Raw genomic sequence first — 13,754 nt, 5'->3', positions numbered from 1 at the left:
CGCCGATGCTGCCAAAGTTCCCATCAGCCATCGCATCAAGAAATGCGCCTGGAACGACGACTATCTCATCAATGCCATCACTCATATGCGATAGCCCTGCCCTTGAGGGGGAGATGTCGCCGAAGGCGACTGAGGGGGTCGGTACGTCTTGACGCGACTCTCCTAACCGACAGAACAGGCTGGAGCTCCGCGCGCGGCGACCCCCTCTGGCCTGCCGGCCATCTCCCCCTCAAGGAGGGAGATTGGCAGCTTGGCCGCAGTGCCAACCTGACGCGATTTTCTTGACGTACAGCAATTTTGTTCTTGCTTTGTGCCGGCAGCTATGCTACTAATCTCGCTATAGTGTCAATTGGCCCCGAAGACCCGCCCGCCGAGGCGGGTTTTTTATTTTCGGCCCTTACAGGCGAGTTCCCACCCAGCCCCACCATGGACGGGATTTCCACCACCCTGCCGGGCTGATAGGCTCGGCCTGTCTGCGGAGGACACGGCGATGCCGATCAATCTCGACGAGTTGAAGAATGCAACCAACCTGCGCTCCAAGCGCGATGGCGGTTCGTTCATTGCGCCGGTCGACGGCACGGCGCATGTCTCGGGCGAGCGCAGCGTGCCGCTGCTCAACCTGACCATCCCGGCGCTGTTTGCCGATACGGTCGGCAAATATGGCACGCTCGATGCCGCCGTCTTCGTCGAGCAGCATAAGCGCTTTACCTGGGACGAACTGTCCGACACGGTCGATGCGCTCGCCGCCGGCTTCCTGGCGCTCGGCCTCGAGAAAGGCGACCGCGTCGGCATCTGGTCGCCGAACCGCTGGGAATGGCTGGTGACGCAATTCGCCACCGCCCGCATCGGCCTGGTCCTGGTCAACATCAACCCGGCCTACCGGCTGGTCGAGCTGGAATATGCCTTGAACAAGGTCGCTTGCCGAGCGCTCGTCACCGCCGCCACATTCAAGAGTTCCGACTATCTCGGCATGATCGAAACGCTGGCGCCGGAGATCGCCAAGGCCACCCCCGGCAAGCTCGACGCCAACAGACTGCCGGCGCTGAAGACCGTCATCCGCATGGACGAGGACAATTCGCCGGGCATGTTCAATTTCGCCGACGTGCTGGCGATGGCCGGCCGCGACGAGCATGACCGGCTCGACCGGATTTCAGCGGGGCTGAAACCGGACGACGCCATCAATATCCAGTTCACCAGCGGCACGACCGGCGCGCCCAGGGGCGCGACGCTGACCCACAACAACATCGTCAACAACGGCAATTTCGTCACCGCGGCAATCCGGCTCACCGTCGACGACCTGCTGTGCATCCCGGTGCCGCTCTATCATTGCTTCGGCATGTCGATGGGCACGATGGGCTGCGTCACCAAGGGCGCGACCATGGTTTTCCCCAGCGAGGGGTTCGATGCCGGCGCCACGCTGAGGGCGGTGGCAACGGAACGCTGCACCGCGCTCTACGGCGTGCCGACCATGTTCGTCGGCCTGCTCGACCATCCGGAGTTCGCCTCCTTCGATCTCACCAGCCTGCGCACCGGCATCATGGCCGGCTCGCCATGCCCGATCGAGGTGATGAAGAAGGTGGTGTCGCTGATGCATATGGCTGAGGTGACCATCGCCTACGGCATGACCGAGACCAGCCCGGTGTCGTTCCAGAGCAGCGTCGACGATCCCCTGGAAAAGCGCGTCTCGACCGTCGGCCGCGTCCATCCGCATGTCGAGGTCAAGGCCATCGACGCCGAAGGCGCCACCGTCGCGGTCGGCGCGCCGGGCGAGCTGTGCACGCGCGGCTATTCCGTGATGAAGGGCTATTGGGACGACGAGCAGAAGACCCGCGAGGCCATCGACGCCGACGGCTGGATGCACACCGGCGACCTCGCCACCATCGATGCCGAGGGCTATTGCAACATCGTCGGCCGGGTCAAGGACATGGTCATCCGCGGCGGCGAGAACGTCTATCCACGCGAGGTCGAGGAGTTTCTCTATCGCCACCCGAAGGTCAAGGAGGTGCAGGTGTTCGGCATTCCCGACCCGAAATACGGCGAGGAGCTGTGCGCCTGGATCGTGCTGAAGCCCGGCCAGATCACCACCGAGCAGGAGATCAAGGCCTTCTGCGCCGGCCAGATCGCCCATTTCAAGATACCGCGCTACATCCGCTTCCGCACCGAATTGCCGATGACGGTGACCGGCAAGCCGCAGAAATTCCTGATGCGCCAGGCGATGGTCGACGAACTGGGACTGGTGACGCAGAAGACGGCTTGAGGGCGCGCTTCGGGCTTTCGCAGGGTTCGCAGACGAGGCTTGCCCAGAAGAGGCTTGCAAAAGGGGCTTGCGGAAGGGGCTTGGAATGAGTGGTTTCGCAAGATCGGCGGTTTCCTACGGCATGCCGTTGGCCGCGCTGGCGATGGCTGTCGCGGTCAGGGCCAGCGGGGTGTCGGTCGACGAAGGGTCGCTGGGCACCAGGATATTTATCGGCGCGCTGTCGAGCGCGATCATGTTCACCACCATTTTCGTGGTGCTCGACCACGCCGAGGCGGTGGCCCGGCGGGTGGGCGAGCCGTACGGCACGTTGGTGCTGACCATCGCCGTGACGGCAATCGAAGTGTCGATCATCGTTTCCATCATGCTGCACGGCGCCAACAACCCGACGCTTGCACGCGAATCCGTGTTCTCGACGGTGATGATCACGTCCACCGGCGTCGTCGGCATGTGCCTGACGTTTGGCGGCTGGCGCCATCGCAAGCAGGCAATCGTCCGCCAAGGAACCAGCGCCTATCTGGCGGTACTGGTCGCGCTGAGCGTCATGACGCTCATTCTGCCGACCTACACGCGAACCACCGATCCCGGCACGTTCTCGGCGGCGCAACTCGGCTTCGTCAGCGTGCTTTCGGTGCTGCTTTATGCCGGTTTTCTGTTCGCGCAGACTGTCCGCCACCGCGACGATTTCATCGACGGGCAAGCACATGGCGCCGCGGTGCGAGCCGACGCTCACGAAAGCGTCGCCGCCGGCGCCGTTCTCCTGCTGATCGGGCTGATCGGCATCGTCATGCTCGCCGAACAGGTCGCCGCCAGCGTCGAGGACGCGCTCGTCGCCTACCAGGTGCCGCAGGCCGATGCCATTGTCGGCGCAATGATCGCCGCGCTGGTCTTGATGCCGGAGGCCATTTCGGCGGTTCGTGCCGCGCTCAGCAACGAGCTGCAGCGCGGCCTGAACGTCGCCATGGGCTCGGCCTGCGCGACGATCGGTTTGACAATACCCGGCATAGCCGCCGCCAGCCTGCTGACCGGAAGAGGCCTGACCCTGGGCCTGCCGGCGACCGACACGGTGCTTTTGGTCCTGGCGCTTTTCATCTGCAATGTGAGCTTCGGCACGGAGAGGACGACGTTCCTGACCGGCTTGGTGCACCTCGTGGTATTTTTTACCTGGGTGTTTTTGATATTTGTGCCGTGAGGGTTGGGGGGCGAGCAAGGGGGCAGGCAGATTCTGACGACTGTTTCTCGGCCGAGCAGCCACACGTTTTCCGCACCGAGTTCCGAAGTAGGCAAGCCGCACAAGTTCGGCAAAGACGGCGTGAGGGGTGGGCGCCAATTTTTCTCCTTTGCGCCATGGGCGGACGCTTAGCACCAAGGCCTTGAACGTCTCGATAGGGGCCGCGAGCGGATTGGCAGCTTCTGGCTTCGCAACGAAGATTGCAGACATTCAACCCGCTGGATGGAGGTCGTGAACTGACCCAAGGCGACATTCCTCAGACTGTCCGTTTCCACCGAAGCGGGGCGATGCGGCCGATCAAGCGCCCTTTCGGGTTCGAAAGCTGTTAGGGTAGGATGATAAACGATGTGCCGCAGGAGCGGGGATGCCCGTCGATCGCGTTCAGCGGAAAGTAGCTGCCATCCTCGCTGCCGACGTGGTGGGGTTCAGCCGACTTGTCGGCAAAGATGAAGAGACGACCCTTGCTACCCTGAAGGTCCATCGACAAGCGATCGACAAGCTAATTGCCGGCTACGATGGACGCATCTTCGGAAGCGCAGGCGACAGCGTCATCGCAGAATTCGCCAGCGCGATAGGTGCGGTTCGGTGCGCTATCGACATCCAGTTGGCGATCGATCGGCTCAACGCCGACTTGCCTGGGCCAGGGCGCATGCGATTCCGGATTGGAGTCAACCTCGGCGACGTGGTGGTTGATGGCGACAATCTCATGGGTGACGGTGTGAATGTCGCCGCCCGCCTTGAGGGGCTGGCGCTTCCGGGCGGCATCTGCGTCTCTGACGCTATCCAGATGCAAGTTCGCGACCGTCTTGCAGCAGATTTCGTTGACCTGGGTGAGCAGCGCCTAAAGAACATTGCGCGGCCGGTTCGGGCTTTTCGCGTGCCCGTCACGTCTGAGGAACCAACTAGCTCGCCGTTTCGCGGCCTCGACAGTTTCGATTTCGAGCACGCCGATCTCTTCTTCGGGCGGAGCCGTGCGATCGCTATCTGCACTGAGCGACTGGAGCAGCTCGCGGTCGCGGGCAAGTGCTTCCTGCTCATCTACGGGATGAGCGGCTCCGGCAAGTCCTCGCTCGTGCGCGCCGGGCTGATTCCGGCCGTCACGCAACGTGGCGCGGTGCCGGGCATCTTGCTCTGGCGGCGTTGCGTCATGCGTCCGTCCGAGGGACCTGACGCGATCACGTCTCTGTCATCGGCGTTGCTCCGCGCCGAAGCCTTGCCCGAACTTGCCGAAAACGGGACGGCGACCGAGTTGGCGGCGACGTTTCGGAACAATCCCGATCGGGCGCTGGCTTTTGTCCGCTCGGCGCTCGCCTCGACCCCCTCCAGTGGCGGCCCGGGTAAGGCGCGTCTGGTCCTAGCCGTCGATCAGATGGAGGAACTCTTCACAACCGAAACGGAACCAGCCTCGCGCGCTTTGTTCGTGCGATTGCTTTCAGCGTTCGCCACTAGCGGACTTGTATGGGTGATCGCGACGATTCGCGGCGACTTCTTCCATCGGTGCGGCGAGGTCCCGGGTTTCTCGGCATTGAAGGATGGCCTGAGCAGCTACGAACTCTTGCCTCCGACCGGGGCCGAGATTTCGAAGATCATCCGTGAACCCGCAAGCGCGGCGGGCCTGCGCTTTGAGGAAACGAAAGACCGCGGCCGACTGGAGGACGTGCTTCAGGAGGCGACAGCGGCCGACCCGGTTCCCTACCACTGCTCGAGTTCGTGCTCGAAGCACTTTACCAAGCCGGCCGAGCAGAACGCCTGCTTACCTTCGCAGCCTATCGTGCGCTTGGAGGCCTCGAGGGCGCGATCGCGCGCCGGGCCGACGAAGTGGTCGAGGCGTTGTCGCCCACGGTTCAGGATGCGCTGCCAACCGTCCTTCGCGCGCTGACGACGGTTCGTCTCGGCGACAATTCAGTCGCCGCGGCCCCGGCGGTCCGCGACAACATGGCGCGAACGCCCGCACAAGCTGCACTTCTCGACGCGTTGATCGCGGCTCGGCTTCTCGTTTCCGACGAGAACCTTGAAGGGCAGGCAGTCGTCCGCGTCGCCCACGAGGCGCTTTTGAGCCGTTGGCCCCGCGCGCGCGACATCGTCAACGCTGATCGAAGTTTTCTGGAGACGCGTGCCCGGCTGCGAACCGATGCCGGCCGCTGGCATGCCGACAACAGGAATCCCGACCTGCTTCTGCCCGCCGGCATACGACTTGCCGAGGCGAGGAATTGCTAGTGTCGCGGCGAGAGGACGTCGACGATCAAGTAGCTCAGTATGTAGAAGCATCATTGTTGGCTCAGATGGCGGTCGCGGAAAGGGAGCGACAGGCCGATCGTGCGCGCATAGAGGCCGAAGAGGCGACCAAACGGGAGCGCCTTGAGCGCGAAGCGGAACGCCGCAGCCTGGTGGCGGAAGCGGCGACACGGCTTGCGCGCCGCACGCGTTACACCGCTATTGTCGCCTTTGCATTGGCGGTCGTGGCAGGCGCCGGCGCGATCGCCGGATTCTGGGGACAACACGAGGCCAGCCTTCAGGCAGAGCGCGCCGACGAGAATGCCCAGGACGCAATAGCGGCGAGAGACCTCGCGCTGCGCAACCAGTCACGGTCGCTCTCGTCGATCTCGCTGCAACTGTCGTCCGCCGGGGACAGCGAGCTTGCCATCCTTCTGGCGCTGGAGGCCCTTCCCAAGAAGGGAGAAACGACCGAACGGCCCTATGTGACCGAGGCCGAAGCCGCCCTGTTCAGAGCTCTGTCCGGGTATCAGGAACTCGCCGTCCTTCGCCATGAAGATGCCGTCACCCACGGCGCTTTCAGTCCGGAAGGAGACCGCGTCGTTACATCTTCCTTCGATCAGACCGCGCGAGTTTGGAACACCGCCGACGGAAAGGCGCTTGCCATCCTCAAGGGCCATAAAGGCGTGCTAAAGTTGGCAGTGTTCAGCCCGGACGGAAGACAAGTCCTCACTGGCTCGGTCGACGGCACTGCAAGGGTCTGGGATGCGGCGACCGGCAAGCAGCTCTACGTCCTCAATCAGACCGGTGACGTCCACGCCGCGATTTTCAGCCGCGACGGAACGCGGATCTTTACTGCTTCGGAGTTTGCCGCGCCGACGATCTGGAACGCTCGGGACGGCACCGAGATTGCCAGATTGCCGGGAGCCAGTTGGCAATCTACCGTTCTTGCGGTGAGTCCCGACGGTCAAATGCTTGCTTCCGTCCAGTTCCACGGAGACGTTCAAATTTGGAATGCGAACGACGGCACTCCGATCGGCACGATTCCGGTTCGCGGAGACAATGTTACTGGCATCGAGTTTAGTCCGAACGGGACCCAACTCCTGACCGTCGCCTGGACTGGCACGTCTCGTCTTTGGAGTCTGGCGGATCTGTCGGGACTTGCCGCTCTCCCCGGATCACCGAGTGCTGGCCATCAAGGGACCTTCAGTCACGATGGCCGCCTTGTGGCAGTCGTTGCCATCGACGGATCCGCCCGTCTTTGGAATACAAGGACAGGTGAGTTGATCCGCATATTCGGCCAAGAAACCAGGGCAAGCGCGCTCAATGCCGGAATCTCCTATCAATATCTCGACGTCAACGGCGCGTTCAGCCCTGACGGCGAACTTTTCGCCACCGCGTCGGTGAACGGCGTTTCCCGTATCTGGGACGTCAAGAGCGGCTCGCAGGTCTCGATCCTCCACGGGCATAGTGCGCTGATCGAGGAGGTCGCCTTCAGCCCCGATGGCCGTCGCCTTCTCACGGTGTCGCACGACGGAACCGCGCGCATCTGGGACGTCGACGGTGTGCTAACGACCACGTTGCGTCACGAAACCGCGCGCAGGTTCGCAGTATTCAGTGCTGACGGGGCGCGCGTCGTGACGGGAAGCGGTGTCGTGGGGCATGTCTGGGATGTTGCAAGTGGCAATTTGGTTGCGACGCTCGCGCCCGGCACGGAAGGCTTGCTTAAGCTTGCGGTATTCAGCCCTGATGGGCATCGTCTTGCCACGACGTCCAACGACGGCGTGGTTCGGCTGTGGGAGGCCAAAGGCGGTCGCGAAGCGGCAGCGCTGGAAGGTCATGATCCCAAGGTCGTCCAGGTCCAATTCAGTTCCGATGGCTCGTTCCTGGCATCCGCTTCGGTCGATGGAACTGTGCGGCTCTGGGACGCCTCGACCGGCGCTGCCAAGACAGTATTTCAAACCACAGCGGATTTGCAGGATGCCTTGTTCAGCCCGGATGGCAAGCTGGTCCTTGCGACGTTGAACGACAATACAGCGCGGCTTTGGAAGATGGACGGCACTGAGATCACAGGTGTTCCAGGACACGAGAACCGCATCAGCGCAGCGGCTTTCAGTCCCGACAGCCGATTGGTCGCCATTGGTTCTTCTGACGGAACGACGCAAATCTGGTCAGTCGCGGAAGGGGAAGCTGCCGCCACGTTGGAGGGACACGGCGGGCCGGTGACAAATGTTGCCTTCAGCAACGATGGCAGGTCGCTGGCAACTGCCTCACGAGATGGAACCGTTCGCATCTGGAGCGTCAAGGACGGGAAGGAAAGGTCTGTCCTCACGGGGGGCAATGCCAGCATCGACAACGTCGCATTGAGTCCCAACGGACAATATGCGGTGACGTCGTCCTACCGTGAGCGGTCTGTCAGGCTGTGGTCTGCCGACACGGGTCAGCAACTCGCGCTCCTTGTTGGCCAGCATGACACCAGCACGATCGTCCCGGCGGTCACGCGGGCCGCATTCAATTCGGATGGCACACAGGTCGCAGCTGTCTCAGGCGGAGATAGCGTGCAGTTGATCCGCGTCTTCACGTCGCCAGAGGACCTCATCGCCTATGCTCAAGACGTCGTGCACCGAAAACTCACTTCTTGCGAGCGTAAGCGCTTCTTCCTGCCCGTGGCAGATGATGCCGAGGACTGCCCTAGCTAAGCTGGCGTTGCAGCAGTCGTGTCAGCAGCGAGATGAAACGAATCCAGAGGGTCCGAAGCTGGCGCAACCTCGCCCGTCGTGTTGACACCAGGGAAGTCCGCTTCTGAAGGAAGGCAGGGGCCGGCTGAATGACCGACATTGCTGAAGGGTTTCGGGTGCCGTCAGGCGTACGAAAGTCTCTGATGCAGGAACCCGCGGGCCGCAGGCGGTGAGCTATGGGGATTTGTGTTTCGGGGTGTGCCAGCGCCTGTCGCGAACTTCCGCATAGGACGCGGTGGGCATGTCGTGGAAGCGGCTTCCGGGCCAGGTCGCAGAGCCTGTAGCGTTGATTCCGACGGGATTGGTGTGCGTGACGACCGGCGTCACGGCAACGTGCACATAACATCCCGTTGACCGGCGCCAGCGTGGCGCAGCCGTGTGGACAAACGGTCCATGCCGGGTCATGGGGCGTTCTCCCGGTTCGGCGCCCTTGAGGCAGGCGGTGCACGAGGCTGGCACCACCGTTCGAACCTCTCGATGACGACCATGCGCCCGCCGCAGCAAGGGCAAGGCCGGCGGACGTCAGCCGGTTCTTCCGAAGTGTCGTCTTGGGGCGGCAGATCGACGTTCAGCAGTTCGCGCGCGAGTGCGAGGCTGGCCTTGCGGGCGGAGGTGGCGAGCAGCCCATAGTGACGGATGCGGTGGAACCCACGCGGCAGGACATGGAGCAGGAAGCGGCGGATGAACTCGTCGGCGGCAAGCGTCATGGCGCGCTGGCGCTCGACACCATCGCGGCGATAGTCCTTGTAGCGGAAGGTGACTCCAGCCTCGTCGAAGGCGATCAGGCGGCGGTTCGAGATCGCGACCCGGTGCGTGTAGCGCGACAGGTAGGCGAGCACCGCTTCCGGCCCGGCGAAGGGCGCCTTGGCATAGACCACCCAGCGCTTGTTCCGGACCGGCGACAGGTGCCGCAGGAAGGCCTGCCGCTCGATGAGACGAGCAAGGGTGCCGAAGAAGGCGAGCCGATCGGCGTCGTGCAGCGCGATCAGCCGGGTGAGGAACAGGCGGCGGAACAACTTGCCCAGTACTCTGACCGGGAGCAGGAAGGCCGCGCGCGACGATATCCAGCGGCTCCCGTCCGGCGCGATGCCGCCGCCCGGCACAATCATGTGGACATGCGGATGGTGGGTCATTGCCGAGCCCCATGTGTGGAGCACGGCAGTGATGCCGATGCGCGCGCCGAGGTGCTTCGGATCGGCGGCGATGGTCAGCATCGTCTCCGATGCCGCCTTGAACAGCAGGTCATAGACCAGCGCCTTGTTGTGGAACGCGATCTCGGCGACTTCGGCCGGCAGCGTGAATACGACATGGAAGTAGCCGACCGGCAGCAGGTCGGCTTCGCGCTCGGCGAGCCATGTACGCGCGGCCGCGCCCTGGCACCTGGGACAGTGCCGGTTACGGCAGGTAATGGGCATCGCCCATTACCTGCCTTATGGGCAGATCCAGTAATGGGGAGTCGGCGTGGCGTCGCTGACATTTTCTGTGAATCTCGGCGCTTCTTGTCTCCATAACTGGGTGTGCTCGCGGCCCCATCGACTTGGCCACTGATGGCCGGTCACAAACGGGGACGAACATGTTGGAGACCTACTTCTCGGCATCGAAGATTCTGGGGCATCTGCGGAGCGGGCCAAGCGGGCCATACCTCGACGGCTTCGCAGCATCACTCGAACGGCAAGGCTACAGCCCAGACACGGCCGTGCGCTATTTGCGGGCGGCAGCCCATGCCGGCCACATCATGATCGAGCGCGGCGTGAGCCTGGGAGACATCGATCTGGCGGCCTTCAGCGAGCACCTGCGCAGCTGCAGGTGTCCGCGCGTCAGAGGCGGCCGGCGGAACCACCACACCATCTACGGTGCCCGGCTCTTTCGACGGCACCTTATCGAGGTCGGCGTCTGCCGATCCGCGGCCGTGGTAACGGCGCCCGCCGAGCCCAAGTTGGTCACCGACTTCAAGGCCTGGCTGCGCAAGCATCGCGGGGCATCCGATGCCACCATCAGGCTCTACGCTCGCGACGCTGCCGGCATAGTGATAGCGCTCGGATCCGCCCCGACTGGCTGGAGTCCGGCCGATGTTCGCGGCTACTTCATGGAACACGCGAGCAAGTGCGGCAGCGGCACGATCGAGAAGATGACGACGAGCCTACGGGCATTCCTGCGATACCTTGCAGTCGAAGGCTGCTGTCAGGCGGGTCTCGACAACGCCGTTTCAGCTTACGCCCATTGGCAGCTTGCCGACATGCCGCGATATTTGTCGGCCGAGCAGGTCAATCAGTTGATCGCCGCCTGTGATGGTGACACCAGTGCGCGTCGACGTGATCTCGCGATCTTGCTGTTGTTGGCCCGCCTCGGACTGCGGGCCGGCGACGTGGCGCAACTCCGTCTCACCGACATCGAGTGGCAGGCGGGCTCGCTCCGGGTCAGAGGCAAGGCGCGCTACGAGGTCCGCCTGCCGCTCCCGCAAGACGTCGGGGATGCGATCGCCGCCTATCTCGAATGCCGTCCGTCCGCCTGTCGTAGCGATCGCGTGTTCCTGCGCACGATCGCGCCTTGCCGACCGTTCCGGAACGGCGATGGAATCTCGTCGGTGATGAAGCGCGTCATGAAGCGCGCCGGCATCGTGACGTCGGTAAAGGGGGCGCACGTCCTGCGGCACACCGCGGCGACCGAGATGCTGCGCTGCGGCGTTCCGCTCGAGAAGATCGGTCTGGTCCTCCGCCACCGAGGCATCGACACGACGGCCTACTACGCCAAGGCCGATGTCGCGCTCTTGAAGCAGGTCGCTCAGCCCTGGCCGGAGGCGCTGTGATGCTGGACGCGATCGAGACCTATCTCGCCCTGCGCCGCGCCACGGGCTTCGCGATGTCGAATGCGGAGTACCTGCTGAAGAGCTTTGCCGCCTTCGCGGCCGAGCGCGCGCAAACGCACGTTGAGACGCAAGCGGCGATCGAATGGGCCGCGCTCGGGCCATCCGTGGCGCAACGCGATGCACGACTCAGAGCCATCTGCCGCTTCGTGCGCCACACCCAAGTCGAGGACGCCGGGCATGAGCTGCCGCCCGCCAATCACTTCGGTGCTCGCAAGAGGCGCCGCACACCGCACATCTACTCGGCAGACGAGATCAATCGCCTGATCGAGGCTGCGCTGCGGCTTCGGCCCAAGGGCAGCTTGCGCCCGCTCACCTTTGCAGCCTTGATCGCGCTGCTCTCGGCCACCGGGTTGCGGATCTCAGAAGCTCTGAGGCTCACGGTTGCCGACGTGACCGGCGACGGCCTGCTGATCCGCGAGACCAAGTTCCGCAAGACGCGCCTGGTGCCACTGCACGACACGGCAGCAGCAGGCCTGGAACGCTATCTGGCGCATCGACGGCCGCGCTCGCACGATGATCCGGTGTTCATCGACAAGCGTGGTCGGGCACTCCGCTACATCGCGGTTAAAGAGCTCTTCGACAGGCTGGTGGGCATAGCTGGCATCCGATCGAGGACGACGCGCCGTCCTCGGCTGCACGATCTGCGGCATACGTTCGCCGTGCGTGCGCTGCAGGGCAGCCCGGCCGGCCGAAGCCGATGCGGGGCGCATATGGCGGCGCTGGCCACCTACATGGGCCACGTCAACATCTATGCGACCTACTGGTATCTCGAAGCTACCGCTGAGCTCATGCGCGACGTCGCTGCGGCCGGCGAAGAGTTCCTGTCGGAGGGACGGCAGTCATGACGCCGATCGCTCCTCTCATTGAAGCGTTCCTGCGCGAGACGCTCTCCCGCCAGCGAGGCGTCAGTCGGCACACGCAGGACTCCTACGCCCTGAGCTTCCAGTTGCTGTTCGTGTTCGCCGCCGAAAAGCTCAAGGTCAAACCCTCCCTGCTAACGTTGGAGCAGATCGACGCTGGCTTGGTGAGCGCCTTCCTCGAGCATCTCGAGGACAACCGAAAGAACGCGGCTGTGACGCGCAACGTGCGACTGGCGGCGATCAAGTCGTTCTTCCGCTTCCTCGAGTACCGGCAACCGGCAGCACTGGATCAGATCCGCCGCGTCCTGGCGATCCCGTTCAAGAAGACGGATGCGCGCTTGGTTCCCTATCTACTGCGGGAGGAGTTACAAGCCGTGCTCGACGCGCCCGATCCCACGACGTGGGAGGGCATCCGCGACCGCGCCATGCTGCACCTGGCTGTCTGTGCGGGGCTGCGCGTATCCGAGCTGACCGGCCTGAAGATCGAGGACATCGACTTGCCGTCGATGAGCATCCGCGTTCTCGGCAAGGGGCGGAGGGAACGAACACTGCCGTTATGGAAGAGCACAGCCACAGCACTGCGCGCATGGCTTGCCATTCGCGGCCAGCCCGCCGTGCCCGAGGTGTTCGTCAACGCCCGGGGAGAGCCGCTGAGCCGATGGGGCTTCGCTTATCTGCTTAAGCAGCACGCCGCGACCGCGGCTCGCAAGCAGCCCGGTCTCGCCAAGAAGCGCGTTTCGCCTCACGTCCTCAGGCACACTTGCGCAATGATCGTTCTGCAGGCGACGCATGACATCCGGAAAGTGTCGCTATGGCTGGGCCATGCCACGCTGACGACGACAGAGGTCTACACGCGTGGCGACCCGACTGAAAAGCTCGATGCGATGGAGGCGATCATTCCGCCGCATCTGCGACGGGGAGCCTTCCAGCCGTCCGACAGGCTGATAGCACTCCTCAAGCGCACCTCGTAATGGTGAGCCGGGCTGGCGGCGACTGTCGCAAGAGCGTGATCAAGTCGTCGCCGACTCCCCATTACTGGATCTGCCCATAAGGCAGCTGTTATAGGCGATCCGCCATTGGCCGCAGTCCGCACAGGCTTCGACATGACCACCCAATGCAGCGGTGCGACACTGTTCGATCGCCGACATGACCTTGAGCTGCTGCAAGCTCAGATGCCCGGCGTGGGAGATCCGGTATCCGGGGCCGGCAGCACGGAAGATATCGGCGACCTCCAGGTCGGCGCGCACCGGTTCAGCCGGACGGCGTCTTGCCTTCCATCAGCGCCATCAACCGGTCCAGCGGCCCTGCGACCGCGTGGATCGTCCGGGTCGAGACCTTGGTGTAGAGCGCTGTCGTTTCGAGCTTGCAGTGCCCGAGCAGCACCTGGATGACGCGAATGTCGACATCCTGCTCGAGCAGGTGGGTGGCGAAGCTGTGCCGCAGAGTATGCGGGCTGACGCGCTTGCGGATGCCGGCGACTTCGGCGGCTTCCTGAACCGCGCGATGGAGTTGCCGCGACGAGATCGGATCGGTGCAACTGCGCCCCGGGAACAGCCAGCCATGCGGAAGCATCACCCCGCGACGCCTGCCT

At 63.7% G+C, this 13,754-nt stretch carries 8 protein-coding genes and 3 pseudogenes; 8 read left to right on the top strand and 3 right to left on the bottom strand.

The window, feature by feature from the left end; genetic code table 11:
- The first annotated feature begins 490 nt into the window (after positions 1–490).
- The 5 genes and pseudogenes from NKH30_RS32490 (at position 491) to NKH30_RS32470 (ending at position 8,398) form a co-directional block, all read left to right on the top strand.
- Positions 491–2,257, top strand: coding sequence for an AMP-binding protein (locus NKH30_RS32490; RefSeq protein WP_352819782.1), 1,767 nt, complete (start codon positions 491–493; stop codon positions 2,255–2,257).
- Positions 2,258–2,342: 85 nt separating this feature from the next.
- Positions 2,343–3,446: a calcium:cation antiporter gene (locus NKH30_RS32485; protein ID WP_352472676.1), complete on the top strand. Its 1,104-nt coding sequence runs from the start codon at positions 2,343–2,345 to the stop codon at positions 3,444–3,446.
- Positions 3,447–3,849: 403 nt separating this feature from the next.
- Positions 3,850–5,094 (top strand): annotated as a pseudogene (locus NKH30_RS32480) (adenylate/guanylate cyclase domain-containing protein); the annotation flags it as partial.
- Positions 5,095–5,195: 101 nt separating this feature from the next.
- Positions 5,196–5,702 (top strand): nSTAND1 domain-containing NTPase, encoded by a 507-nt coding sequence (locus tag NKH30_RS32475; RefSeq protein ID WP_352998081.1) that lies wholly within the window; start codon positions 5,196–5,198, stop codon positions 5,700–5,702.
- Positions 5,702–8,398 (top strand): WD40 repeat domain-containing protein, encoded by a 2,697-nt coding sequence (locus NKH30_RS32470; protein WP_352998079.1) that lies wholly within the window; start codon positions 5,702–5,704, stop codon positions 8,396–8,398. The genes NKH30_RS32475 and NKH30_RS32470 overlap by 1 nt, the downstream gene beginning before the upstream one ends.
- Before the next feature lie 440 nt (positions 8,399–8,838).
- Here the strand turns inward: NKH30_RS32470 and NKH30_RS32465 are convergent.
- A pseudogene (locus tag NKH30_RS32465) lies at positions 8,839–9,843 on the bottom strand (IS91 family transposase); the annotation flags it as partial.
- Between the two features lie 167 nt (positions 9,844–10,010).
- Here NKH30_RS32465 and NKH30_RS32460 point away from each other — a divergent pair.
- The 3 genes from NKH30_RS32460 to NKH30_RS32450 are packed head-to-tail and all read left to right on the top strand — an operon-like array spanning position 10,011 to position 13,134.
- Entirely contained in the window at positions 10,011–11,243 is a 1,233-nt protein-coding gene (locus NKH30_RS32460) for a tyrosine-type recombinase/integrase (protein WP_352998077.1), read from the top strand.
- On the top strand, positions 11,243–12,148 hold the full coding sequence (locus tag NKH30_RS32455) for a tyrosine-type recombinase/integrase (protein ID WP_352706844.1): 906 nt from the start codon (positions 11,243–11,245) through the stop codon (positions 12,146–12,148). The genes NKH30_RS32460 and NKH30_RS32455 overlap by 1 nt, the downstream gene beginning before the upstream one ends.
- Positions 12,145–13,134 (top strand): tyrosine-type recombinase/integrase, encoded by a 990-nt coding sequence (locus NKH30_RS32450; protein ID WP_352819823.1) that lies wholly within the window; start codon positions 12,145–12,147, stop codon positions 13,132–13,134. The genes NKH30_RS32455 and NKH30_RS32450 overlap by 4 nt, the downstream gene beginning before the upstream one ends.
- 81 nt (positions 13,135–13,215) lie before the next feature.
- On the opposite strand, the pseudogene NKH30_RS32445 reads toward NKH30_RS32450, so the two are convergent.
- A pseudogene (locus tag NKH30_RS32445) lies at positions 13,216–13,410 on the bottom strand (transposase zinc-binding domain-containing protein); the annotation flags it as partial.
- Positions 13,411–13,414: 4 nt separating this feature from the next.
- On the bottom strand, positions 13,415–13,754 hold a 340-nt coding region (locus NKH30_RS32440; RefSeq protein ID WP_352998075.1), incomplete at its 5' end, for a tyrosine-type recombinase/integrase.

This window comes from Mesorhizobium sp. M1273, from assembly GCF_040318195.1.
Taxonomy (GTDB): Bacteria; Pseudomonadota; Alphaproteobacteria; order Rhizobiales; family Rhizobiaceae; genus Mesorhizobium.
This window is presented reverse-complemented; position numbering and strand designations above follow the sequence as displayed.